Origin of the sequence: Halococcus thailandensis JCM 13552 (assembly GCF_000336715.1) — an archaeon.
Classification (GTDB): domain Archaea; phylum Halobacteriota; class Halobacteria; order Halobacteriales; family Halococcaceae; genus Halococcus; species Halococcus thailandensis.
On the sequence record NZ_AOMF01000180.1, the window covers coordinates 11,605 to 38,261 of the forward strand.

17 protein-coding genes and 2 pseudogenes are annotated in these 26,657 nt (G+C 54.2%); 3 read left to right on the forward strand and 16 right to left on the reverse strand.

Translation table 11 applies throughout. The features are described from left to right. Positions 1-394: 394 nt before the first annotated feature. Positions 395-1,750: a Cdc6/Cdc18 family protein gene (locus C451_RS21220; protein WP_152420508.1), complete on the reverse strand. Its 1,356-nt coding sequence runs from the start codon at positions 1,748-1,750 to the stop codon at positions 395-397. Positions 1,751-2,301: 551 nt separating this feature from the next. Next, positions 2,302-2,970, reverse strand: a complete 669-nt coding sequence (locus C451_RS22200; protein WP_152420509.1) for a hypothetical protein — start codon at positions 2,968-2,970, stop codon at positions 2,302-2,304. Positions 2,971-3,324: 354 nt separating this feature from the next. Between C451_RS22200 and C451_RS21225 the strand changes: the two are divergent. Then, positions 3,325-4,804: pseudogene (locus tag C451_RS21225) on the forward strand (IS4 family transposase). Between the two features lie 65 nt (positions 4,805-4,869). On the opposite strand, the gene C451_RS22205 reads toward C451_RS21225, so the two are convergent. The 4 genes from C451_RS22205 to C451_RS19235 form a co-directional block, all read right to left on the reverse strand. Next, entirely contained in the window at positions 4,870-5,571 is a 702-nt protein-coding gene (locus C451_RS22205) for a hypothetical protein (RefSeq protein ID WP_152420510.1), read from the reverse strand. 116 nt (positions 5,572-5,687) lie between these two features. Continuing rightward, positions 5,688-7,259 carry a hypothetical protein gene (locus C451_RS19225; RefSeq protein WP_007743293.1) on the reverse strand — a complete coding sequence of 524 codons (1,572 nt, stop codon included), beginning with the start codon at positions 7,257-7,259 and terminating at the stop codon, positions 5,688-5,690. 86 nt (positions 7,260-7,345) lie between these two features. Beyond that, a complete protein-coding gene (locus C451_RS19230; protein ID WP_007743294.1) occupies positions 7,346-7,681 on the reverse strand; it encodes a hypothetical protein in 336 nt (111 codons plus the stop codon). Positions 7,682-7,720: 39 nt separating this feature from the next. After that, positions 7,721-8,254, reverse strand: a complete 534-nt coding sequence (locus tag C451_RS19235) for a hypothetical protein (RefSeq protein ID WP_007743295.1) — start codon at positions 8,252-8,254, stop codon at positions 7,721-7,723. 61 nt (positions 8,255-8,315) lie between these two features. Here C451_RS19235 and C451_RS19240 point away from each other — a divergent pair, with 61 nt between their 5' ends. After that, positions 8,316-8,729: a hypothetical protein gene (locus tag C451_RS19240; protein WP_007743297.1), complete on the forward strand. Its 414-nt coding sequence runs from the start codon at positions 8,316-8,318 to the stop codon at positions 8,727-8,729. A gap of 67 nt (positions 8,730-8,796) precedes the next feature. Here C451_RS19240 and C451_RS24625 read toward each other — a convergent pair whose 3' ends face one another. The 3 genes from C451_RS24625 to C451_RS19250 all read right to left on the reverse strand — a co-directional run bounded on the left by C451_RS24625 (position 8,797) and on the right by C451_RS19250 (position 10,890). Then, the gene (locus C451_RS24625; RefSeq protein WP_449271512.1) at positions 8,797-8,955 is read right to left on the reverse strand and encodes a DUF7563 family protein; all 159 of its coding nucleotides are present in this window, start codon (positions 8,953-8,955) and stop codon (positions 8,797-8,799) included. Between the two features lie 93 nt (positions 8,956-9,048). Further along, a complete protein-coding gene (locus C451_RS19245; protein WP_007743298.1) occupies positions 9,049-9,957 on the reverse strand; it encodes an RPA family protein in 909 nt (302 codons plus the stop codon). Continuing rightward, positions 9,958-10,890, reverse strand: a complete 933-nt coding sequence (locus C451_RS19250) for a hypothetical protein (protein ID WP_007743299.1) — start codon at positions 10,888-10,890, stop codon at positions 9,958-9,960. Between the two features lie 163 nt (positions 10,891-11,053). On the opposite strand from C451_RS19250, the gene C451_RS19255 reads away from it, so the two are divergent. After that, entirely contained in the window at positions 11,054-12,052 is a 999-nt protein-coding gene (locus C451_RS19255) for a DUF3267 domain-containing protein (RefSeq protein ID WP_007743300.1), read from the forward strand. Here C451_RS19255 and C451_RS19260 read toward each other — a convergent pair. From C451_RS19260 to C451_RS22685, 7 genes and pseudogenes are all read right to left on the reverse strand, one after another. Further along, positions 12,033-14,783 carry a phage NrS-1 polymerase family protein gene (locus C451_RS19260; RefSeq protein WP_193788322.1) on the reverse strand — a complete coding sequence of 917 codons (2,751 nt, stop codon included), beginning with the start codon at positions 14,781-14,783 and terminating at the stop codon, positions 12,033-12,035. The genes C451_RS19255 and C451_RS19260 overlap by 20 nt on opposite strands. Positions 14,784-15,067: 284 nt before the next feature. Continuing rightward, positions 15,068-19,018: a helicase-related protein gene (locus C451_RS19265; RefSeq protein WP_007743302.1), complete on the reverse strand. Its 3,951-nt coding sequence runs from the start codon at positions 19,016-19,018 to the stop codon at positions 15,068-15,070. A 14-nt stretch (positions 19,019-19,032) separates the two neighbouring features. After that, positions 19,033-21,924, reverse strand: a complete 2,892-nt coding sequence (locus tag C451_RS21230) for a DUF1156 domain-containing protein (RefSeq protein WP_080503571.1) — start codon at positions 21,922-21,924, stop codon at positions 19,033-19,035. 4 nt (positions 21,925-21,928) lie between these two features. Continuing rightward, positions 21,929-22,570 (reverse strand): DUF7680 family protein, encoded by a 642-nt coding sequence (locus tag C451_RS24630; protein WP_049913253.1) that lies wholly within the window; start codon positions 22,568-22,570, stop codon positions 21,929-21,931. Next, positions 22,570-25,869: an ATP-binding protein gene (locus C451_RS19280; protein ID WP_007743304.1), complete on the reverse strand. Its 3,300-nt coding sequence runs from the start codon at positions 25,867-25,869 to the stop codon at positions 22,570-22,572. Before C451_RS19280 ends, C451_RS24630 begins: the two co-directional genes overlap by 1 nt. Then, on the reverse strand, positions 25,862-26,089 hold the full coding sequence (locus tag C451_RS19285) for a hypothetical protein (protein WP_007743305.1): 228 nt from the start codon (positions 26,087-26,089) through the stop codon (positions 25,862-25,864). The genes C451_RS19280 and C451_RS19285 overlap by 8 nt, the downstream gene beginning before the upstream one ends. 47 nt (positions 26,090-26,136) lie before the next feature. After that, positions 26,137-26,657: pseudogene (locus C451_RS22685) on the reverse strand (transcriptional regulator TbsP domain-containing protein); the annotation flags it as partial.

The window sequence follows — 26,657 nt, forward strand, 5'->3', positions numbered from 1 at the left end:
GCTATCGTCGGATTCAGTTCTCGCGTGCGTCGTGAAGGCTAACTCGCATATCGCTCATGGTTGAGTTGGTGATTAGTGGTTGATGATCGTCGTTCTGGATACTGGTTGCTGCTCTTCCCGCATGCTATTTGTTGACAGTAGTTGGTCAAAATAGTTTGGGTTGATGGGTTGTTCGTTTCTAGTACAATTGTAGAATACGACCCCGTTTGCAATGTGAGTGTTGTAATAATCAGACATGATTGTTGAATGTGGCCCCGTTTGCAATGTGAGTGTTGTAATAATCAGACATGATTGTTGAATGTGGCCCCGTTTGCAATGTGAGCGTTACAATAGCCAGACACGATTATAGAATACGACCCCATTTGCAATGTGAGCTGACTTGGAGTAGTGGCTCCTACGAAGCAAACTCATTCAAATTTGATTCAACAATTGATTTGATTATATCCCCTTCCTGAATCACTTCAGAAAGGACCTTGTCACCCTTTGTAATAATCCTAACAACAGATTCTGGGTCAAGATGGGGGAAAGTGTACTCCGAGAACATGCCTTGTTCGTTTCCGCGGCCGCGTCGGTTATTTTCTATAACCTCATAGGTGGAGAGTTCCCGCATCCACCGTAGATAGCTATGCTTTGAGCGCATTTCTGAACTTGTTTGATCTTGGATCCAACGGTAGAGGGTATATCCCACATTCGATGGGACACGATTAGAGCGTAACATTGGCTCTTGATCCAGCACTCTTCCGCCATGGATGGCAACGAGGGCAGTCGAAAGAAGTGATACCTGCTTCTGATGAGACACCTTTTGGATTATGTCTTGGACATAATTCTTCTCAACTTCACTACGAGCTTGCTCAACGTGTTGTTCTGAAATCGCATCTTCTTCAAGACGATTGACAATGTTTCCTGACTCCCGAAGCAAGTCAATCGCGAATCGTGCGTCTCCTTCGCCCTGTGCACTGACTGCAGCCACGAGTTCGATGACACCTTCTTCGAGTGTCCCATCGCGAAATGCGTCACGTCGGTGGTCAAGAATCTCAGTTAGTTCGTATGCATTGTAATCATCAAAAGAGATCTCCGAGGGATTGAATGTACTGGCAGTCCGAGAATTCAATCCATCCATTAGACTTTTTGGACTATTGGTAGTAGCAATGAGAGAAATCGTCCCATCCATATCCCCGATTCTTTTCGATCGAGTGAGATTATAAAGTACGTCAGAAAATGCAGGGGTTTCATCTTTTGATCGAGTATCACCAACTAAAAGATCTAATTCGTCGAGAGTGATTATTGCAAGACTGAGGTGGTCATTTACAATCTCGAAAATCCGATCATACCTTGAACTAGTAGATACTCCACGTTTTGATGTCTGTTCAAGATCGAGGTTGACTTCTAGCGAATGCGCAATTTGATGGACAGCTTCATGCTCTGACTTTTTATGTTTCCCATTAACCTCAATATATTCTATTTGAATGTCTCGCTGTCTGCCAATCTCCATTGTTTTATTGGCTACAGTGCCTGCACAGAGCGTTTTACCAGTACCAGACGGTCCACGAAGTAGCATATCTTCTGGATGCTCATTGTGAAGTGCCGGCTTGAGTGTATTTATAATCAGATGCAGTTGTTCGTCTCGGCCGACGATACGGTCTTCATTGACGATTGTCTCTGGTTCAATGAGATTCTTGTTTCTGAAGACAGATTGATAATCACCAGCGAGTTGCTCAGAGATAGAAAGTGGTTCCGATTGTTTGGTCATGATGATCCATCTAACCACTTTGCAATAACTCTTGCGACCGTTTGCAGAGTTAGTAAACGCACGTCACGATCAAGCCTCGGGGTTGTCTCACCGTCTTTTTGATACACCCACCCCGTTTGCAATGTGAGCTACTCCCCCAATCAATAGGAGCAACTGAGTTAGCCAGAGTGGTCAATCTTGCTGGAGCCATCAAACGGTGTGCTGAGTGTGCTGTTTCGACCGATAAGCTGCTATGGGCTCTGAAAGGTTGAAGAGGATGTCATATAGTTAGTTATTCTTCCTAATACGGGTTTGGTATAACACTATTCATGATAAAGCTTTCGTGTTGATAGAATTCATTTTGCTAAAGTGTGCTTCCTGAGAATGTTTTCACCATTTTTGGACTCTCACTGTTGTTTCGAGTCCGAACTAGTGGACTGTGTTCTTCGGAAGCTAACATTGCAAATGGCGAGGGGGTCTTTGGAAGGTGATATCTCCACACGGTTTAATAGTCATAGTGAAATGTTGTCATTTCCATGCCGACCGCCAGCGAAAGGGCTGCTGATGGGGCACTAGAATTCCGATATCGGAGTCTGAACTTGCCTGTTTTCTTCGGTCTCGATAAATGGTGGATCGACTGTATCAAGATCGACCGGGCAACCATGTTCTTCGTGGACTGTGGCGTGCTGCTGAATCCTCGATTCGTGGGGTACTGGACGTACTTCGTCGTTTTCCCAGCAATAATTCCCAGAGTATGCTCCACATTCGGGACAGTCAACATACCATGCAGGATCAAGGTAGGTACCATCTAGACAGCGCTGGCAGACGTACCGTGGGGCAGCAGTAGTGTTTTCGTAGTCGATATCGGTTGGACGTTTATTTTGTCCGTTGAGCTGCTGTATTGGATTAGGACGCGTATCAGTGGTGACGATGAGATCGCGATCTGCGGTCGGGTGAGCGAAGATAGCTACGCGTTCGCGCATATATTTCTTCGTGGCTGGCATCAGCGTTGCTGTATGTCCAACTTGGATCACTTGGCCGCTATCGGCGACCAGAGGGTCGATTTCTTGTTTGAGAGCAGTATCGCGCCCGGTCGTAGATTGGCCGTAGCGGCGGTTGGACCGAAAAGCACTCACTGGCAGATCGACGACGATGCTATCGAACACGCGGTTAGCGAACTGATCAGAAAGTGTTCGCTCATCCAAGTGGAAATCTGCATCGTGTTTGGTGCCCTCGCTCACGCTGACGAGGACGTCGTCGTGAGAGAGTGATCGTGACTTAGGGGAAACGTCCAACGTATAGCCCGAGAGAATGTCGCTCAGATAGTTGTGGACAGCAGTCTCACGATTAGTTGTCCAAGGGAGTTGGTGATACGAGCATTCGTGTTCGGTTAAGGAGCAAAACACGCAGACGGCGCTGTCATGATGGGGTTATCTTCAAGAACCGCGTAGAGAGAGGTTGTGATACCCGAACTCTCTCCAACGCTCATACGACGCCGATTGACTTCGCTCTTTCCCGCCGAGCTCGTCGAAGGCATCGCGCGCGAGCGCGATGCNGTGATAGGGTTATCTTCAAGAACCGCGTAGAGAGAGGTTGTGATTCCCGAACTCTCTCCAACGCTCATACGACGCCGATTGACTTCGCTCTTTCCCGCCGAGCTCGTCGAAGGCATCGCGCGCGAGCGCGATGCCGTCCAGCGCCACCGGAAAATCGACATTACGATGCTCGTCTGGTCGCTCATCTTGGGCTTCGCCGTGGACGGCGAAACCCGCTCTATCGCTGCGTTTCAACGTGCCTACCAGACTGCCACCAACCAGACCGTGGTTCGNATCTTGGGCTTCGCCGTGGACGGCGAAACCCGCTCTATCGCTGCGTTTCAACGTGCCTACCAGACTGCCACCAACCAGACCGTGGTTCGGTCAAGCTTCTACGACCGATTTACGCCAGAGCTTGGCGATCTCCTGAGCGACCTCCTCGCGCACGCGCTCGAGGAGGTCGCGGTTCCTCACACTATCGCGCCCCAACTCACCCAGTTCCGCGATACGATGATCGCCGATGCAACCGTCTTCCGGTTGCATCGGCTCCTTACTGCGTTTNCACACTATCGCGCCCCAACTCACCCAGTTCCGCGATACGATGATCGCCGATGCAACCGTCTTCCGGTTGCATCGGCTCCTTACTGCGTTTCCAGCCACTCACGACGACCAATCTGGTGCCAAACTGCACCTCGTCTACAACGTCACAAAGCAGACGCTTGCACAGTTCAAACTCACTGACGAACGAACCCACGAAAGCAGCCAGTTCCGCACCGGGAACTGGCTGCGTGGGCGGCTGTTCTTGTTCGATCTCGGCTTCTACGGCTACCGCCGCTTCGCGTTGATCGACGAGAACGACGGCTACTTCGTGAGTCGGTTAAAGACGAACGCGAATCCGTTGATCGTGGACGAGCGGCGGAAATGGCGCGGGCGCGCCATTTCCTTGACCGGGAGCCACCTTCGAGATCATCTCTCGAAACTCAAGCGGAAGCATATCGACGTAACTGGCGAATTCGGGTTCAAGCGACGGCAGTACGGTGAAAGCCGATCAGCTGCCACCAGAGAGTTCCGCGTCGTCGGTGTCCGCAACGAGGACACCGACGACTACCACCTCTACGTGACGAACCTTCCGGATGAGTTCACGCCGGAGCAAGTAGCGGCGCTGTACAGTTTTCGGTGGAAGGTTGAGTTGCTGTTCCGCGAGTTGAAGTCGCGGTACGGCTTGGAGAAGTTCGAAACGGGCAATAAAGCGATTGCAGAGTTACTTGTGGTGGCGGCTCTGCTGACACTGCTGGTCAGCAGAGCCTTGCTGGCAGTGTTTCAGGAGCTCGATCCTGACGTGGAGTATCCAGAAGAACGCTGGGCGACGACCTTCCGGTCGGTCGCCCAGCCAGTGCTTGGTGATCTCGGCGTTGCTCTGGGTCATCCACCACCGAATCTCCCTGAACTGGTGCGTCGTGAGGCACGCCAACCAGAGAGATCACGCCTCACCCTGAACAAACGAGTGGCTCACGCCTTCAACACAGAGATGAGACCTTAACCGAACACGGATGNGCCAACCAGAGAGATCACGCCTCACCCTGAACAAACGAGTGGCTCACGCCTTCAACACAGAGATGAGACCTTAACCGAACACGGATGGTGATACGAGAGATCAATACCGGCAGTCGTTGTGGAGGCTCCACCATCGGTGAGTGGACGGTATTGGCCTTCGTTTGCTTGGACTTTCGCCTTGGAATCGACTCGAGTTGTATGGCGAGAACCATCTGGAGTTTTCTGGATAATACTTGAGAACCAGTCAAATTGTCGGCCGAGAAGGTTCCAGATAGCTGCTTTGGTTGTCTGGAACCCATCGAAAAGGGGGAGTGGGGTAGTCGAGAATCCCCACTGGATGATCGTCCCGGATGGCTTGAGGAGCGAGTCGAGGCTGCTGGCAACGGCTTCTGGATCGGGGAGTCCATTGGCGATCCCGTACGTTTCTTTGGCCTGGTGTTCGCTGTATGGAGGATCATATATAATTACATCAAATGAGTCGTCCTCTAATACTTCTCCAAGCTCAGCGACGTCATGGTGGAGATCTGCATCACGATTCGGATTGGTATCGTTGCGGATAATATCACCGTGATTGAGCTTCGTTGTACCGGCACAAGTGTTGAGAACACGGCCGTGTAGGTTTTTCTCGACCCAGTTGCGGATTTTCGCCGAAGCGAATGTCTCGCCGTTTGGTTGAACTGTCCAGTAGGAGAGGCTTGGTTTGGATGTCATGGCAAAATTACTTGCTGTTTTCGGTGGGCCGCTCGCGCTCATCGGTATGCTGGCGCGAGCGGCACCGACTGCGAAGCTATTTTTGGGGACGAGCTGACTACCTGAACCAGATATTACCACTGGCAATTTCCTGATCTACAGCAAATCAGCTCGGTTGTTCAGTTTGCGAGGCTGTCGAGTTTCTGCTGCAGCCCGCCTGAAACACCTTCCTGGATGCGCTGAGCATCGACGTTTGAGAGATCCGTCTCGGTATCGGCATCGACACCGGGAATAGTAGCGAGATCCTCGATGGCATCACTAAGCGACTGCTGCTCCGGCGGCAACTGCTTGGCTGCAGTGTTCTCATCGGCCCGAAGATCGTGTTCTTTCAGCGCAAGCTGGATCGAGTGCGATGGTTGGCGGAGCAACTGCTGGGCAACTTCGTTGTAGCCCTGATACGTGTCCGAAGCGTGTGAGCCTTCGTAGAGTGAATCGAGCGCAACCAGCAGCGAGAGTTGGAGATTCCAGATTGTGGGCGACGTCGGTGGGCTTGCGAATGCCTTCGCGCGATCAGCAGCCTCTTCAGCGTATTTACCGGGAATCCCTAAATAGGTGTAGAACTCGTCGATCGCGTAGGGAACGTCCTCGAAGTCGATAGCGACCGCGCGACTCCGAAGGATCGCCCGGTCGACCGTGGCCGTCTGATTTTCGATGTCATCGTAGATATTGGCCCACCACTCGTTGATCGGGACGCGGTCGTTAGCGCGTTCGTGGGCTGCGTCGGTGGCTGAGCCAACGTGCCGGCGGGAGTACCGCTGACCCATCCCGAAGATAGCAGCATCGCTCGCCGGGACGTACAGCAGCGGCCGCGCCCAGAGGGTCTGGGAGCCACGGAAGTCGTATCCCGTCTGGAATCCACCGTAGACGGTGACGCCCTCTCCATCACTCTCGCCACTAGCCACACCGGTGAGTGCGTCGTCGCGCTGTTGAGCGCGGGATGCAGCATCACTATCACTATCATCGCCGTCTGAGTCGTCTGGATCGTCAGGTGGAACGATCGTCCGGCAGAGGTCCGGCAGGACCACGCTCATCTTGAGCGTGCCACCCCAGTCGCGGTAATGCGCCCAGCCGAACGCGTCGGTCGCGCCGCGCTTCTGGAGCGCTCCCACTGTGGGCATGTACGCATCAGTAGGCTGGACGATGCAGTACTGATCCGACGCGATCTGCCACCGGAATTTAACGGGGAGGCCGAGCGTGTGGAGGGCGAGTCGGCGCTCGTCGATGATGTCCTGATGATCGGAAATTTCGACGAGTGAGTCACGTTGTGCGGCCCCGGTAGCGATCTCTTTGACGCTCATGCCGGTCGCCTGCTCGATGGCGTCGGTGTCGAGTCCGTCGACATCACGGATTTCGGCAGTGTCGATGTTGCCGTCCTGACCGACGAATCGGTTGTCGGCGTAGAGGTCGCCGCTGCTCGCGATCGGCAGGTGGCGAACCACCTCTTTGAACGAGAGTGCGCCGTCGCTGAGTCGTCCGTCGCTCTTCGCTGGGTCGACAGCATCAGGGTAGGAAGCGTCGTCCTCGGGAACGAGACCACAGAACGCAAGCGTGCGCTCTCTGGCGAGGAGATCATTGACGCCGATCGTGGGTCCAGACTGGCTCTGGTTCTGGTGTTGATCGTCAGTCGATGCAGCTGAATCGTTGACATCAGCAGCAGTGCTACTGCTGGTGGGAGTTCTATCTGTGGACATGGTATCACCGGACTGAGCCGGTTCGACTCGGCTCTCACTCCTACGGGAGATGAAAAACCGGGTCCGTGCTCAGAACGAGTGGAATATCACCGAATTTGGTCTTCGTTGATGCATGTCTCGCCGATATCGACTTGAAGAATTAGCCGGGGAAGGTCGTTCTCGCTGGTCGTGTCGATACCGACCTCCTCAGCGACGATATCGTTCTCATCGAGTCGCTTCTGCAAGGCAGAGAATGGGTAGTATTCACCCTGAAACAGATCCAAACGGAGCGCAACGTAGGCGTAGTCGTCACGGCTGCCGTCGTCCTCGACGCTGAACAACGGCGGCCACTCACGGAGTGCGACGCCGATGTACTGAACGATCGGCGGGCGGTCATCGTCTTCGGGATTGGACTGTGTGATAGTTGGATCGGTGTCGAGCATCTGCACCGCTCTTGGGAAAGAAAAACTAGCGTGAATGGCTCACAAATCGCCAATCTTCTCGCTCGTATGACGGCTGTTCGACCGAATGGCTTTGATACCGACACCCCGAATCGACGCCCACTGCTCGGCTGAGTACTGTTCAAGTTCTTCGACCACGAGATAGTCGACAGTTTCGTGAAGCGACAGTCCTCGGTTAAGGAAGAGCGCCATGCGAGCGATGAGTTCGTCTGGAGTGGGTTCGCTGGCGAGCGAGGTGTCGGTGAACTCGCTGTTCTCGGTGTCGTATCGAGCGAGGATCTGTACATTTCCGTCGCGTTCGAGGTTGGCACGGATGTACGCGGGCAGCGATTCGAGTGCAGTCTCAGAGACAGGATAGCCTTGCCCGCCGAGGTCGTAGGCGTCGTAGACAGAGAGTGCCCGATGGCTCCGCTCACCGAATTTCATCATATAGCCGGTTTCGCTCGCCACCTTTGTCCGAGATTCGAGCATCTGCCGAGCGAGTTCTGGCTGGGTATTCGGATCGACTGCCTTGGTTTCGAAGAGCGTGATCAGCTCCCGGTCGGCAGACTCCATCTCTACTTATTGCATGTTGATTAGTAACAAATGGTTTACGCCCACAAAGGTAAGCCATTCCATGTCATCCTTCGATATCGACACCACGGAAATCAACGCGTTCAAAGTCGAAGACGCGGATCTGTACGTCTTCAGCCAGTATTTCGAGCAAGATGATGTCTTCCATGAGCTGCGGGAGTGGTATGACAGCGAGGAGTACCGTTTCGAAGTGCCAGCCAGCGAGATCAATCGGCTAGAGTCGTTCTTAGGCGAGTATTTCTACGATCTCAACCGCGTTGCACCCGACGAAATTGAGCCGTTTTGCGTGGTGAAGGAGAAATACACGGACCACGCTGACATCCTTCGCAATTCGGTGTATCACACGAGTCGGGGAGGCAACACGATCTTCGTGATGCAGGATCGTCTGTCAGCCGAGCAAGCGGCCGAACAGGACGCAACGCCACTCGACGATTCGGACATCAGTTTCCGACTATAGCTGGCGGTCCACATCGAGATGAACCAGACCCTCGTCGACTGTCGGAAACGTTTCTTGACCGGCGTCGTCAGTTGCCTCGAGACGATCTGGCTTCACGAACATCGCCATTGCTGCGCACCATATTGGGGCAGTTTGGACAGGCACGAACGGTTTCCATTCCCTCAGGCGCGAATACTCGCACGTACTGCTCGGTGACGAACCCACTGCAGTTCTCACACTCGGGCATGGGAGGTGAGTCACGAAAACAGTCTGTGAGGGATATCTTCATCGTCTCGGAACCGAGCAAAGGAACTGGTGGTGTGTTCGCAGATTCTGGAAATCAGAGTGTATCTTGTTCTACTGCTTCGTTGGCGTTGGTGTCGGTGTCGTTAGTGTTCTCGTTGTTGGTGGCGTCGTTGCTAGCGTCGGCGTCCGCGTTGGTGTCGGTCTCGTCGTCCGAGTCAAGTACGTCGGTTTCGTCAGTGTCCTCGTTGTCGGTGATGTCGTTGGTGGCACTGCTATCGGCTTCGTTGTTGGTGTCAGTGTCGCTGTTGATGCCGTCGGTTTCAGAAGTTCCGATGTCCTCGTCGGTGGTCCCGGTATCGTCGATATCAACACCGGTTGCATCGGTTGCATCGGTTTCATCGGCTTCATCGACAGTATCGGTCTCATCGAGACTTTCGAGCGCCGCGATGATCTCCTCGCGGTAGGTTCCGAGCGACGTGGTGTAGCGCTCGTCGACCATCCGTGCGTAGTCGTTGATCTCGGTGTTGTAGTGTTCGAGACGACCCAGCGTCTGTTCGGCAGTTTCGATCACCCACCGCTCGCGGGTTTCCTCGTCGACGACGGTGATCGACTCAGGCCGCACTGCGACGTTCACCGTCCCATCATCGGTTTCATACGTCCGGGGTTTGCCGACGACCGCGACGTACTCCGGTGCATCCAGCTTCGAGAGGATCCGCGCAGCCTCGGGCTGATACTGGCCGGCGTAGACGTAGAACGTTCCCGTTGGATCGACGACCCGCGCCTGCCAGTATTCGTCGTCGCTGCCCACGTCTTCGGTTTCGGTGAGCGTGCCGACGAAGAAGACGCGATTGGCCTTCTCGCCCGTTGGCAACAGCGCGTAGTTCGGGGCCATGTCGTCGTCTGACTCGGCGAAGATGTAGTTCGCATCGTTGAACTCGCGGGCGAACACTCGCCGAGCAACTTCTCGGCCCGTCGTTTCGGTCGGCTCTGAATTCGAACTCATCTACAGTGACCTCGCTTGGACGAGAATGTCTTCGGCATCCCCGCGCGTTCCGAGACGTTCGAACTCATCAACTAGTATATATCGGCCGAGTTGCGGACCCGAAACACGATAATACTCTCCGAGGATATCTGTTCGGATGTCGTCACCGACGACTGTGGTATCGAGCACGTCCATCGCGCGGTCTTTCGCTTCGTCGAGGGTGATATCGGCGATGTCTTCAGTCATTTCCTGGTTGAAGATCACTTCTGCAACGTCGTAGCCGTCATCGATGACGGCTTTGATCCGGAGATCGAACTCACCCTCGACTTCGCCGTGTTCCGAACACCGGCCGTTCTGGAGCACGCGCGTGCAGTCGTCGTCGGGACACCGCTTGATCAGCCCACTTCCGCTCTGAACATCGACCAGCGCGCCCTCGATTTCGGTGGTGTTGTCGCCGACCTCGATTTCCTCATCGGCTTCCTCGATCGTGGTGGTCCGATTGAGTTTGACCGAAAACTGCCCCTCGTATTCGTCAGTGACGACGTTCCCGAGGTGGTAGACCTCGTCTTCTTCGAGCGTGTCGAGGTCGGATTTCGCCCACGCGGTGAATTTGATCCGACCAGTTTCATCGCCCAGAAGGCCAACTTGACCGATGGCGTCGGCGTCCGAATCCCAGAGCTCGACGACCTTACCCGTGATGTCGACCCACTCATCGGGTGCATTGATATCACCGATATCGCGGTGTTCGTTGTTTTCGCGGAGCGATTCTGGATCGCTCTCGGTCTGGCTGTAGTAGTTGTTGGAGACAGACTGGCGGGCCTCTTCGATGGGAACCTGGTATTGATTGACGAACGTATCGAGGCGTTCTTCGATTTCGTCGACGGTCACGTCGACGCCGTCTTGATCAGCGAACTGGTCGTAGATGTCTTCGGCGTGTGAGCGCACTTCGGTCATGGGGTGTTCCTGCCTCCGCGTGGGATTCAGTGGGAGACAGCACCGGATTCTCGGGCTTCGGACAAAAACCTCCGGGAAGCGAAGCGAAAGTGTGCGGTATCGAGCTTTGGTTTGGAAGCAGCCCTTGGGTATTTAACCGTTTAACTCGGTATTTGGTTTGAGAATGCAGACTCCCGTTGCCCACTCTCAACTACGAGAGGACTTCGAGGAGCCGATCGCTGTCTGGAATGCGAGTCCGGCACTTCGGTTCGGTGTGGTGCTACTCCTTCTCGATTTCGCGTGGTCTTCGATCGCTCCTTCTGAGTCCGGATTGCTGGCTGTCAGTGTGATCACTACGCTCTTTGGTGGATTGTCTGCGATCGGTATTGCTTGTGTCTTCACTGGGGTTGTGGAACAGGTAGAATGGAATACTACTGAGAAGACGTCTCGGCTTGACTGGCTTCCTCGGTTGCGGTTCGAGACACGAGTCTTTGGAAGCCAGCAACTGGCGTTCCCTCCAGACCGGCCGATTGGCTTTCAGCCGCCACGGGAGATCTCGTCTGGATCGATGGCCAAGCGGCTTCTGATCGCGTTCATCTGGATGCTGCCACTGCTGTGGATTCTGCCGCAGTTCTGGCAAGGAATGACTGTCCTGTGGGGGACACCCTCGATCGGCGAGCTCGATTGGCTACTGTTTGTGAAAATTAGTGTTGCCGTGACACTTCTCCATGAAGCGATCCACGCTCTGGTTGCGGTTCATTACGGATGCGGGATTTCTACCGGCGTAATCCTACCACTGGCCGCATATATCCGCCCTTCTGGAGCGTTCCTTTCCCGCCGGAAACGGATTCTTATCACCCTCGCTCCAACCGTTGTAATCACTCCGATATTCGTTCCGGTTCTGTTCCACGCTAATGGCTGGCTCGTCACAGTGGCGTTCTATGGACTCCTTTTCAATACCGTTGGCGCAGTCGACGATCTCCGCAGCGTGTGGTACCTGCTGAAGGTGCCCAGTAGCCGTCTGTACTATACTTCCGCAGATCGGGACGATCCAATGCTCGTCTATGATCGGTTTTCGCAGCCGAATTCGGTGACGCTGCTCGAACGATGCGAAGCGGTAGTGTTGCGATTGACAGACCCTCTCAAAATCGAACAGAACCCCGCTAGTCGTCATTCCCACTGACGAGATCCCGAGCACGTGAGAGAACTGATGGCGAGTCTGCTTCTGGCTCTTCCTCGTTAGAATCAGCATCGACTGCTGGCCTCGTTTGAGGTGATTCACCGTCGCGCTCACGGTCACGATCGATGGTATCGTGTTCGGACCGATGGCCACCCTCCGCTTCTGTCGTAAGTGGCTGGTTATCGAGACGCTGAGTAACCGCCTTGAGCTGCTCCTGCATGTCTTCGATGAGTGCCTGCTGTTCGTCGATCCGGGCTTCGAGCTCATACACCTGCTCTTGAGTGTTCATCAGGCGCTGGTGGAACGGATTCTGCGCTGTCTCACTATCAGACCTGTTCCTGGTTTCGGTTTCGGCCTGACTCACTGTCTGCTCGTGGTCGGCCCCATCACCAGGAGCGGCGGTCACTGCTGTGTCGTCCGGAGAGGCGACATCGCTCGATTCGGCTGGTGGATCGGAATCACTCGTTGACCCAGCCTCTGGGGCTGGTTCTGACGCACCCGACCTGTCCGGAGTCGATGCTGTCGATGACGGTGATGCTGCTGGCGACGTGGATGCCGACTCAGATGGCGATGACACGTCCTGGTCAGACCGCTCGGTCCCGTAGTAGTTGCTTGTCTGACCGAGCGCGTTCGCGATCGTCTGCTCACCGTAGGTCTGACCGTCCGTGCCTCCATCCTCCTGTGCTTGCTCGTCCCACTCCTCACGCATGAGACTTGAATCGCGGAAGAGGCGATCGATCCAGTCGGGATCACCTGCCGTCCAGAACGCCAGCTGACAACAGAGAGCGAGATCTGCCTTCGACCGACTATCGTACTCACTCGTGTCACCGGTCCAGAGCCGTTCGAACTTCTCGCCGTTCGTTGCGTCGTGGGCTTTCTCCACCAACTCGCCGTCACTGAGGCGCACAGTGTGGGCTGGCTCAACCGTGCTGAGGTCGGCTGGAACGTCCGACCTACCGTATCCACCTCCTGGTGGACCCGTCGCGGAGGCGCGCTCACGACCGTGCTCTAACCCGATGTCTTCGATCTCATCGAGCGTGGTGTTGTACGTCTCCATGCCGGGGAAGCCGAGGTACTCGTCGCCATCGTCGTTGGTTTTCAGGGCGAACCCGGCTTCGGGAAGCACTCCGAGCGCGACAGCGGCTTTCCGCATCGCCCAGAACGGCATTTGATCGTAGGTGCTGCCGTCACGGCGGTGAGAGCCTTTCTCGGGCGTCCAGATCGGGACTTCATACCCGGCGTCACGGAGTGCATCGACGGCTTCGCCCCACTGTTCGCCGGTCAGATCCTGCGAAGCATCGGTGAGAATTCGCTCACCGAGTGCCATCGCCTTGACCGCGTATCCCCCACCACTCTGACCCGGATCGCCGAAGCGATTCGTCTCGTGGTTCACGTAACACGACCGACCGCTCTTGCTTGATCGCCACGAGGGGTTGAACTCGGTCTTGTTGGACATGTCAGCGCCCGAGTCCCACTCATCACTCGCGTAGTGGCGAACCACCTCTGCGGTATCGATCCCATCGAGAGCGTCGTAGACATCCTGGAGGAACGGTGTGATGGGCTGGCCTTCGATACCCTGCTCGTCTGCGAGCTCATCGAGACGTTGCTCGCGACGCTCGGCGGCGGCCTGCCGGCGTTGTTCTTCTCGTCGCTCACGCTCGCGCTCGGCCTCAACCCACTCATCGAGTGCGCTTGCCCATCCCTTCTGCTCGTCGTACTCTTCGGCCCAGAGTGTCTCGACAAGGTTCTTGACTCGCTTTTCGTGTTCGACCGCGGTGAATTCCTCACACCACTCGTGGACTGCTTGATGGAGGTCGTCGTCAACGGCATCGACTGGCGTTGGCTCGCGGTAGTGCACATCCTCGACATCAACGGGAGTGACGACTGCGTCGTGGTCACCGTGGAGCGAGAGCGGCAGCTTGTACTGGCGGTTGATGTTGTTCGCCCAGTCGGGATCGATGACCTCGCTTGCACCTCTAATCTCGGCGTTGATGCGCTGTTGGGCTTCACCGAGATAGTCGTTGGAGCGGTCGATCAATTCGGAGAGAACGCGCGCTCGTGCGTCGGGATCGTCCGCGTAGTAGCGAACGATCGGTAGCGTTGCCTCCGGTGCGCCGAAGATATACGCTCCACCCACGCTGTCGAGCATGTAGATCGCATCGCGGCCACCGTAGAGGTCAGCGAACGCCTGGATGTATGCCTCGTAGGCTTCCTCGGCGATGTCGTAGGTTTCCTCGTCGAGGTCGGGACGCTGGAGTTTGAGATCGTCTTCGAGATCGATATCACCCCAGACAGCGACTGCGGCGATGTCTTCGGAAAGTGGTGCAGGCTTGCGATCTGCATAGACGTATTCGCCGTTGTCACCTCTCTCTGGATCGAATCGGGCGATTTTCCACCGTTCGAACGTTTCGGGGAATTTGTAGGAAGTGAGCCCGTAGAGTGTGCGTTCGACTCGGGTGGCGGCCACCCTGTTGTAGTCCTCGCAGAAGTTTCGTGCTCGACGTTCCTTCGGAAACTCTTCGCCGTCGTGTTCCTTGTCCTGTGCTTGATTGTCCCGAGTGACATACCAGCCTTTCTTGTCGTTGACCAGTAGTGTTGGATTGCCACCAAGCGAACAGAGTGGGGAAAGTGTGTCCGCGAGTTGGGTATGGTATTCTCGAACGTCTGCTGTATCCATTGCTGTCTGGGGATCGCTGGCCTCGTTGCTATTGTCCGTGCTGGTGGTGTTTGTCATATCACTCACAAACGGCGGCTGGGTGCTGGTGTTGATCGAGCCGTTGGTGATGTTTGCGAGAGGTGCGTGTCACCAACTGCCTAGCAGTTCTACTGGTGGTAGCGCGGACCCTGCCGAGAATCGACGTGATACAGATACCGGACAGGGAATGCATGGTCGGTAGTGGCTGGCTGAGCATCACTACTCCTCCATGCGTAATAAACGATGGTACGAGGACGTGCTAGATTCGCTCCGAGCCGAGCAACTCAAATCAGTTAGCCAACCGACTTCTCGCTGAACAGAGGCTATAATGTGCTATCTGTCTGTTTTCGATTTTTGAGAAAAGATGTGGACCACGCTTTGAGGATATCCATCTCTTGATCTTCCGAGACCGTTCCGTCATTCGTGATTCTACCCATAGTACCGTCACGCCCCCAGCCACAGACAACCGGCAAATCAACACCTCTCGTTCGTGTTTCCATCTGTCGGGTGAATCGTTCTGACTTCTCACTTTCATCCCGAATCATGTCGATGAGCCGATTGAGAAGTGGATTCCCTGGTGCAAGATATTGGATTGAGGGGTACTCATCGGCGCATTCTGCTGAGAACGTCACCGCGATCTCGTCTTCGTCGGGTGCGATAGCGTAAGCAAGCGTTTGTTCACCTGTGGGCTCCGGTGTATCAGTTGCGGGCCCGACGGAGAGTCGGAAGGTACTTTTCTCAAAGGCGAACGTATCATACCCATCATTGAGATCAACATCCAACTCAGATGCAGACATAAACTCGATATCTAATTCGCTGAGAGCGGTGCTCTGAACCAGAACTGCTTGCAGACTCTCGCTCCGATATGGTGCCAAGAATGCGTATTCGTCTTCTCCTACCTTGGAGAGATCCGGATGTCCATACGACTGCCAAGCATCGAGTTTCGCCTCATTGATGACATCTTGTTCCACGAGAGAGTCCACAGAGTCAAGGGACTCACCGACGTCTACCCGGCTTCCGTGTTCTTGTTCTTCGATCTGCTCTGAGAATTCTCGGTCTGCTTCTTCGACGGCTTGCTGGCCTTCGTCACGATCAGCGTTGAGCGTTGCATTTCGAATTTGGCTACTCACTCCTGAGAGAATAGGCTGCATCTCACCGACGACGTTCTCGAAGAGGCCAATCCGGTCGTTGAGTCGATCATAGATGTCCGTTTCGACTGTATCCTCGTAGCTGTAATTGAGGATTCTGATCTCGCCAAACCGCTGGCCAATACGGTCAATCCGACCGATCCGCTGCTCTACCCGCATCGGGTTCCACGGAAGATCGTAGTTAATGAGAGCCCCGCACTCTTGGAGGTTCAGACCCTCACTAGCAGAGTCAGTACATACGAGGATGTCGACCTGACCCTCATCTCGTGAGAATTCCCGCTTTACCCGTTCCTTCCCCACGCTCATCCAGGATTCAGACTCGGTATCGTACAGCTCCCCACCGCGTCCAGAGTACGTCGCAATAGTCGAGCCAAGAAGATCGACGAGGCTGTTCCGAATGAAGTCCATTGTGTCTGCGTATTGTGTAAAGACGATCACTCGATTGTGGCCAGAACGATCAAGTTCGTCGAGATCTTCGTAAAGTTGCTGGATTTTAGGGTCTGTCTCGATCCGATCAAGATCAGCAACGAACTCCTCGAGCGCCTCGATTTCTTCCTCAATCAGTTGCTTCCCCTCCTCAGTCACACTGGGGATGAGTTCGGAGAGCTCCAGCTCATCGCTGCTTGCATCTAGCTCGTCCAGTATGTCACCATCATCAAGATCAGCGTCATGAAGCGTCTCTAGGACAATTTGTTCGGTTTCGCCGTACTCACGTTCCTGAGCACGCTCTCGGCCGACCAAAACGGTTTGTTGGGCTCGTAATGTTTCGAGACGGTGTTGCAGGCTCTGACTAATGGCGTACACACTCGAAGTGAGCCGCTGCCGATACGTCGTCATCACGAACCCAATCGCACGAGTTTGTGCCTCGTCGGTCTGTTGAGCTCGCTTGTAGAACTCGCGAGTATACTCGTCTATTTGGTCGTAGACGGATCTCGTTTCTTCTGTGAGCTCGATTTTCCGTTGATCTGGATTCCGGTCTGGAACAGTTGTATCTAGGAGCCCGACCGCCTCGTACTTCCGGAGAGTGTCACGAGTATTTCGGTGAATGAGTGCATTGACAGGTGTCGATTCCGAGAGGATGTCACGAACGACTCGCCACCCTTCTGGAGAGAGTTCATCTAATGCATCTTGGCGGTCACTTCGTGACGCCATCAGCCACTCATCAGCCTCGTCTGGGTAGAGCAACCGCTTGAGCTTCGTGTCCTCACTCGCCTCGAAGCGGTCGATGTCGTACTCCTGCATCGCGTCGTCGACGAACTCCAGATAGTCATCATAGGCTTCGCCATAGGCTCGTGCGAGTCGACACGCGGTCAGAACTCGTCTCTTCGCAACAGCTCGATCCTGCCCATCCGTGTTGATCTCGAGTTCGTCAGCAAGGTGCTGGAAAACCGTTGAGGAGAAGGGCCGATCAGTCGGAAGTCGGTCTTGGTGTTCAAGTCCATCTAGGATGGCCTGAGTCTCCCAAGACGAATCCCCAGTGCCGGCTGCCGACTCGGGGGCGTCAAGCACTTCGTTGAGTGCCTGTGACAGCCCATTTCGTGTTTCGAAAAACTCGATGAAGTCATCTCGATTATCCCAACCACCGGGGAGATCTAGTAGCTGCATCAAATCGTAGAGTTCGCCTGCGTGTAGCTGCATCGGTGTCGCTGTCAGAAGATAGTAGGCGTGAGTGTAGTCTCTGAGACGCTCAAGAAGGGCATAGAAATTACTCCCCCGTCTCGCGTTGTGAGCTTCGTCGACGATGACGGCATCCCAGACACCCATGCGATCCTCGGTGTCGTAATCGCGACCGCGACAACTCGCAGGAATCACATCCCCCGTCCGGTTGGACGCTCGGTCCAACGGCGCGACCTGGTCCCAGCGATCGTCAAGGCGCGCCGTATGCCACGACATAATGACGATGGTAGGCCCATCGAGTGGAGCAGACGCCTCCGTTTCCGAGGACTGCTGGTCAAAGAGGAACCGCCAGATGGGGCTCGGTGACCACTCTGTATCGCCGTCGAGACCAAGATCGGTCACCGCAGGTGGATAGTGGTCGCGACCATGCACGTCTCGGAATATGTGATTGCCTGCCGTATCCCGCTCAAACCGGTATCCGTTGATGTTGAACTTCTCCCAGAGCTCTTCTTGCCACTGTTTCTGGAGACTCGCTGGAACGAGTAGGAGACCTGTTTCGAGCTCTTGAGTGAGGCCCAGCCGAGATAATGTGAGCCCTGCCTCGATAGTCTTCCCAAGTCCAACTTCATCGCACAGAAGGAAGCTCTGAGGATACGTGTTCACCAAGGTATCTGAGACGACTCGCTGGTGAGGCCACGGAGTGATCGTACTTGCTTCCTCGGCAAGTGCGAGTCCACCAGGTGTAAGCGGGCCATCCCGAATGATGTTCGCCTTGTCACGCTCTGTGGGAGGAGCGGTCCCGTTCGCGATTTGAATCGCTTCCTGAAGGTCGCCCTCCGTGTCGGGGGCCTTCCAGTCGATGATGTCCTGTTCGATCGCGTCGGGGAGATCGTACACTTCGACGAAGGGGTGTTCATCGTTCCACAGTCGGTCGAAGGTCTCCTCGTCACCATCAACATAGTCTGCCTGTTCCTGCACCCACGACCGGTGAACCTTGAAGCGCTCATAATTCCGAGCCCAGCCACCGACAGTCTCGTTGACGCTACCCTCGAACGAAATCGTGTTCCCATCACTATCGTGGAAGAGCCCGACTTTCGGATGGAAGATTTCCCAGTCGTGTGAGGGGGAACGGGGATATGCGACCTTGATATGGATACGACCCTCTCGGAGGAGACGGGCAAGAATCCGAAGATTCGCATCCAGACGTTCGTCATCGAGATCCTCGAGATTCTCCTCTAGGCGGTCAGTGAGTGTCTCCAAAACTGGTCGATCCGACTCGTACAGCTCTGTTCCAACGATGAGGCGCATTTCTCCGTCATTCTCGACGAGGGCGTGAACGCCATTCGCAGCTGCCGCGAGCGCCGTGCTCGAGAAGTAGCCCGCGATCCGATCGTACTGTTGGCTACGTTCCAGTGCGGGCTCGTAGAAGTCCTTGACTAGGTGGGCTCGACTCTGTTCGGGCTTGCTCTCGTAGATGGACTGCCACTTACGGTCACGGAGATTCGACATATTGAGTTTAGAGGTTAACTGTGGTCACCGAGTTCGCTTTGTTCAAGCGTGCTTTCTTTGGTGTCTGTGAAGTCAGTGGGTGTGAATTCAAGATTGAGCGCGTCGTGAGCCCGACCTAGTACGAGGTCGCGTGCTGCCTCCCATTCAGAATGATCCTGAGGTAGGACTTGTAAGAGAGCTTTTAGAGTTGCTTTGAACGGAGCATCTGTATCGAAGTTCCGTTCTTTGAGCCAATCAATTGCCACATCTTCACCTTGCTTCGCATAGACGTGCATCGCCGCATGGACCGCATCCAGTGCAATTGTGTATGAAATAGCGTCTGGATCGACTGGTTTCCGACTAGAGCGTTCCTCTTTTGGGAGAGTTATATCTTGAACCCGTTCTTCGGATCCACGTAACTTGATATCCCCTCGTCGCTTTCGCCAAAGTTTAGTTGAACGCTTGATATCATCAATATCGACACCTATACCGAGTCCTAATTGGTGGCCCTCATCGTAATTGAAAATATCAGATTCGTGAACGAGCCAGGATAGGACGTACCATTCTGTAATGTCGTCCAATTCTCCAAGACCTTCCCCCTCTAGATACTCATCTACAAGGATTTGGGTGACTGCTTCCCGAGCTTCCTCAAGTGCGCGTCGCGGTGGTACCGATTCATCTTGATCGTCAACAACCGGATAGGCATCAGCGTATACTTTTAGGGTTGGGCCGAATGCAGAGATAATAACATCTGTCTTCGTAAGAGAGAGACCTGAATCGAGCAGATCTCGTGCAGCATTTTTCGCGGCAAATCTTGTGTCGGCACGCACATCATTCCATAGAGTAGGTGCATCACTATCACGTGGAGATGAGCTATCGCTGGTTTTCCGTCCAGTAAGTAGGAGAGTGCTGTCAGCAGACCCACTGTCCTGCGTATCAATCCTCGCAGGCATTTCACTAGAAATCGGATGAGTTGATGTTATCGTGAAACCTGAGTTGATCAAGGATTTGGTAAGGGTGTCCCAGGCGTCTGTTTCTTTGTGAGTGAACATCACGGTCATCACTCCACCAGGTTTGAGAACACGGTAGAGTTCTGAGAAAATCGCACTCATCTTCTGTTTATATTCATTGTTTGCTAGTTCTCGCTTAGACTCGGAACCGCCTGCTATCCCTTCAAATCTGCTGGGGTTTGCAACCGCCTCATCATCTTTGTTGGTGAGATCCGATTGGAACTGATCTGGATATACATCTTCCAGATATTCCTTCATCCACACGTAAAACATATCAGACAATTCGCCATACATAATACTACTATAGTAAGGAGGATCAATCACAACCGCTTCGATTGCATCATCCGAATATGGGAGGTCTGCAGCATCTCCCGTAGATAGTTCGGCAGAAGAAGCATCGTCAGGAAGATAAGAAACTAGCTCCTCATAAGATTCAATTATTTTTCCAATAGCAGATTGGTAGCTTCCCATACCTCCGACAGACATGTTGATGTCTGCAAATGATTTTGCAAGTGATAAATGTTTGCCGCCCATTGCGTTTGAAGGATAGCCTTTTCCGGTATGCCACGGTGAGAAGCGAGAATTATAATCAACGAGCTTGCCCGGTACTAAGGAAAGTACTGTCAGAAGTGCTTCTGCTTCATCTTCAGAGTGTTCTTCTTGAATCTCATCCATCTTATCTTCAAATGCTCTGTAATATTCATAATGAGAAACCAACTGCCGTGGAGTAAACATATCTCTCCACTCACGAATACCATGCTCCCGCGGTTCACGGGTCTTTTCGCCTTCTGGAAGAGGGGTTGTCAAGAACGATGCAAGATCAAAATCTGACTCTATACGTTGCCGAGCACTCTTCAAGGCTTCATAATCGGCTTCATTAGGCGCTCTGAAACTGTAACCTCCGGAAGAATCCATATAACGAACACAAATTATGTCATAGTCGGGATCTCCCTCTTGATGCATTTCTACGATATCCTCTGATTCGGTAACGATACCGCAATTCAAACACTCAGCGTCACCACCTCGAGAGACGGTCCCTTGTTTATGATTAAACCCGTCTAATTCTTCCTCAGCAGGCTCAATGAGACAGTTATATTCAATCGAACTATCTTCCGCTACTTCAGGAACAGAGATAACCGTATCTGCACTCCTCCGAGTACGAATAGACCATTTCGAAACTAACGGAATGTCTGTGCCACAGTCGGGACAGGTAACAACGTGAGAGCAGACATAAGAATCGACGGTGTCGTGCTCTCCTTCTGAGGGGAAATACTGTTTCAGTCGCTCTTCTGCGAGGTTATCAATACGCTGGCTCCACCGCTCCAAATCGTCTTTGAGTGATCCAACCCTTGGTGCGTAATCCAATAATACTTGTAATATAGATGATGGAACCGGATTTAGCTCGTTAGCCTTAGTGGGTAATCCGTATCGGATTGCTTCGTATGGAATTACTCCACCACCTGCACACGGATCTAAGACGGTCGGAAGTTCATCGTTCCATGCCTCTTTCAGTATTTCGTGGATCTCATTTCTCTCATTTTGATTCGGCGATTGTGTGAATGGACGAGGATAACCATAGTGGTCCCCCAGTGACCCGTTTCGATTGCCTTCACTGGCTTTCTTTTGTTCAACGTATTCCGAGATATCACCATCAATTCCTTCCTTAGGGCCGATTTGCATCCAGCTAAGAATTTGGTTAGACTCCACACCTTTTGGAAGCACAGAGGCCAAGGTCGCTAATCTAGCTGCAGGCGTCGGACGGCGAGCAAACCAAGGATGAAGATATCGATGGGGTGGCATATGTTTGGGGTTTGCCTCCTTCAGATTCTCTATTCCCACTGCCTTCAGCGGGAGTTTCCCTTCTATTGCAAGACTTGGTCCTTCAATATCATCTGAACTAAATTTGTCATCAGTCATTGTATTATTTGATATGGTTCGTCAGCAACACTCGAAAGGCTGTTTCACCGTTCGGACTTGACGGGGATCGACACTTCGCGTACCAGTAGTAGCATTCCTCATTGCTCATCCGAGCAACACCTCGAGATAGCGACCGCATCCGGTCGATTCGTTGGATGGGTTTCACACCGCGGAATGCAACTGCCAGACGGACCCCCTCTGACTCAGGAAGGAACACGAATCCATTACCTCCTCGAAGCACCTCCGAGGTCACCGCTGGAGTATCTACGATTGTCTCACGGACCACATCCTGGAGGGCGCGGACACGAGTAGGATCAAGTCGAGCTACCTTCGCTCCGACCCACCCGTCCCACGTCCAGCCCTCGAACTTGAAAGGGAGCTCTTCGCCGGAAACATCCGTGAGCAGCTCCTCGATGGGAGTGATACTTAGCGATCGATTGCCTCGTTCTAATCGGTTTCGACGGGCCTCCGCTTGCTCATGGGGAAGGAGTTCGTGCAGCGTCCACTCTCCGCCACTATCGGTTTCACGACGGACGAGAGTGAACATCGGCCGGCCACCATACATGCTTGTCCCATAGCGGACCAGTCGATCCTCTCCCGTCTGCTCAGTGGATGGAGACCCAACCCCCGAGCCACTACTGGCCATCAGACTGTCACCTCTGAACTAGCCCGAATTGGACCGCGTCCCTCAACGCGGACGTCTATGTTGCCTGCATCGAGGTCGTTATCAAGAGCAGCAAGGAGGTCCTCACGCTCCTCGGTTATCGGTTCGGCCTCATCGAATCGGAATCGGAACTGAATCGTCTCACGTGTATCACCAAATGAACTAGGCTGGTCGATCACATCCCGGAACCGACTCGGTGAGCCCGTGAACTCGGCGCTGTATGTCCCATCATCGGTCCGGGTTTCGTACTGCATTCTGACCGTCACGTCCTCTTCACGGGCTTTGAATCCCGGACGTTGACTGACAAATTTGGCCGCTTGGAAGGGGTCGTCGCCGCCGACTTGGATAGTCAACTCTTCGAGGAGTGCCATCCGGTCAGTTCCGGCCTTGGACCCTCCATCGCGACGTACTTCTGAGAACGCCCGTGATGCGGACATCATTTTCTTGCTCGCCTCCCAGGATTCGTCGGGCTGACACTCCTCGCACCGACCGCGTGCGTCCAACAGCTGCTCACTTTCGACCTCCTTCCCGCAGGAACTACACGTCGTGTCGGACTGATGCTCCTCACAGTAGTAGGGTTCGCTTCCTTCTGGGTTTTCAACCTCCGCACCGCACTCAGCGCAGGTGGCGATCGTCCGTTCGGGGCGCTCGATATCATCTGCATGATCCTCGACGAGCGGATCGATCTCCCGATACACGCGGAACGCGTCGCCGATCTGCACATCGCTGTCTCGAATAGATGTTTCCACATCTGGAGAATCAATGAACGGTTCGGGATGCGGCCATGAATCAGATTCCGTAGTCCCTGTCCAGTAGGCCGTCCCGGATTCGCCGTCCCAGTATGCGTATCCGTGGTCGCGAACGAGTGAAGCGACCGTCTCACGGATCGGTTTGGGACTGAAGAGGTAGTCCAGCCCCGGTTTTTTCGCGTATTGGTTAACCAGCGCTTCGGTGGACATGGTATCTTGAGTCTGCTGCCAGAGTTTCTGTTTGATATGATGAACACCACGAGCGCCAGCGTCTCTCTTAAGCACCTTACCTTCGAGAGTCGTCTGGACGGCATTGACCAGCGTGGTCCCACCATTGGATTCGGTTGCACCGATTGTAAGGTGGGTTAACCCATTCTGCTCTGGGTAGTAGAGATGCCGGTAGACGTTCCGAACGAGCTCCCCGAGCATCAACTGAGCCTCGTCACTACGCTCTCGGAGCTCCTCGATCTGTTCAGACGAGAGATCCGCTTTCTGTTCAGGACTGTCAAGCAAGGCCTCAATCGCCTCGAGACGCCGAGCCTCGTCAATGGCTGATTTCATTCGATCCCCGTCCGGGACGAGGAATAAGACGTAATTCTTGTAGATGCGCGTCTCGGTCTCGCCTTCGTGTTTTGCGGCCTTTTGCTCGTAAAGCTGTGTGACCTTCCCAGGGGGCGTGTCGCCCCCATCCTTAACGGCGGCCGTATCCGGATGCATTACAGCGAGCTTTGGCGCATCCGGCGTATCCGGCAAATCAGCCGGTGATTCCGGGAATTCGACAGGCTGGAACCCACCACTACCGACTTCCTTTGAGAGAAGTCTGTTCTCGAATCGCGAGTGAGCGCTCGCTTCTGGAGTCGAATCGATACGCTGGTCGACAATCCGAATCAGGTTCGGCTCCTGCTTGAATCGGATCCGCTCCTCCTCGTAGAGATAGTAACAAGCGACGTCCATGTCGTCGCCTCGGAGTGCTGAAAGCGCGGCATCGTAGTCATCGAAGTTCAGGTGCGGATGACCGACAGCGAGATTGAGATCAGCATGGGTGAGGCCAGCAGCTTGTTCACCGTACGCCAGACTGTGCCAGAGAACCGTCGTCGTCAGATGTGTCCCGAGCGGTGGTAATCCGTTTTCGGTCCACTTGCGATCCTCGAGCTGGGCGTGGGCCGTCCCATCGTCATCGTAGATGTCAGCGGTAACCGCAGGTCCGAGGTCGACGAAGTCGAAGAGACGCTCTCGCAGAATCGTCTGAATGCCTCCTCCGGGGTCATCGTCGGCCACGGTAAGATCATAGATGCGGAACCAATGGCGGTCGTAGCTGTCGGGCTGGTGGTTCCAGAGGTAGTAGACAGCCCGGGCAAGCAATCGGAGCGCATCACGGGTCCGCTGGAACCGCGGAATCGTGTCGATCTTGTCCGTTAACGCGTCGATAAGCGAGGGATGGAAGGGGTACTCGCGGGCAAGCACATCGACGTAGCTGGCGTCAGTAGCTTCCTGTGGGTACTGTCGCTCTCCCTGGTCATAGAGCTGGAAATACGAGTCGGCGGCTTCGTGAGCAGCGTCATCCGGAACCTCAGTAAACAAGCGGTGCTGGAGAACCTGTCCGACCTCATTCTCATCGGTCGGCGTGACAGTCTTGTGCTGCCGGCGGCCGATTTCGTTGACCTCTTCGATATGTTCACGGACACCATCTCGAACGCGATCAGCCTGCTCACCGAAGGCGGTATCAGCGATAGAGTAGACGACGGTGACATTATCCGATTCGGCAGCAGCCTCCAGAAGTGCCATTACGAAGGACAGCGTCTGATCTGCGAGCGTCTTGTCGCCGACAGGCGTGCCAGCGGCCTTGTTCATGTAGTCGGCGATCTCGTCGATTAGGATGAGAGCCGGCTGGTCGTACTGGGCAAAGAGCTTCGAGAGCGTTCCTTCGCCGGGGGCGTCCCGATCCTGATCGTAGTCCTTGAGAGATTCGTAGCCCTCGAGGCCGTAGAGCTGGTAGGAAAGTTCGCCCCACATCGTTCGAGTGTTCGGGGCATTCGGATCATCGTCGGCGTGACGAGCGTCCTTGCTATCGGCTTTCGTCCCGATGAAGACGCCAGTCGCCACATCAAGGCAATCCGAGACTTCGTCTTGGTAACTGCCCGCGAGTTCCTCATCCCCGTCCAACAAGAAATGGGTGAGGTCGTCTATCGCAGTAGGATTCTCTGCAAGATGGTAGGCGGCGATAAGGTCATGAGTTTTCCCTCCCCCGAACCGCGTGTCGAGGCAGAGAATACTCGACGTATAGGAGCCCGTATCGTGGTCTGTGGTCGCCAAGAATCGCCCAGTGAGATTTGAGAGAAGCGTGCGAAGCCCTTCGGTGGGGTAGGTCATGTCGTAGAATGATTCAGGGTCTCGATACACCGGTGCCGCCTTGTCGGGATTATGGACGACAGTCGAGAGTTTCGCGGCGAACTGTTCTTCCTGAAGCGACCCGTCTAAGACATCGTCCCGAGGCTGGCAGCTCTCGAACAGAGACGGATACTGGCTACTCATCGGCACCCCCCACTGACGACGAATCGACTTCCGGTTTGGACACGATCACGAATTCACTTTTCACGCTGTTCTCGATGATTGCTTTGGCGATTTCCTTCGATTCTGCGATGTCAACCTTAATCGAGTCACTGACCTCGGCGTCGAACTTGTCGAGCTCAGGACCTGACAAATTCACCCGACCTGATCGGCCGGTGTTCTGCCCAATTGTCTTTTGCGTCATCCTGATATTCACATCGACCAACGGGGATACTATAACCTTTACTTAGTCTAACCCTCATTGGGATCTTCGGAAAATTCGCCAGAAAGCCGCTGTTGGCTAACAGAGACGATGGTGTCGGGAGTTGTATCTGACTCCGGGAATTGTTCAGTATCGAGTAGCAAGCGTAGCCGCGGCCGACCAACGTCGATCGGGATTTTCTCGGTTTCGATGAGACCGGCATCCTCAAGCTGGTTCTTTTTGCGCGAGAACGTTGCCCTACTGGCGAAATCGATATCTTCACTCCAGCGACTGATCTCGAAGAGTTGCACACCATGTTTTGCCCCGGCGAGCAGAGCCACTGCCACCTTGTTGAGGTCGCCATTCCGAGTCGAACCGAGTCCGTCGAGGATCGCTTTGAATTCTGCTTTGACCTCGGAATCGAACTCTTCGGTAAGTGTCTCGAAAACATACGACCGTGCTGGTGTCCGAAGCGAAAACTCCTGAGTGGACCATCCAGTAAATCCGTACCCAGATAGAACTGCAACGTTATCTCCTCTCAGCCCCTCTATATGGGTGTTCTCTGTGGAGA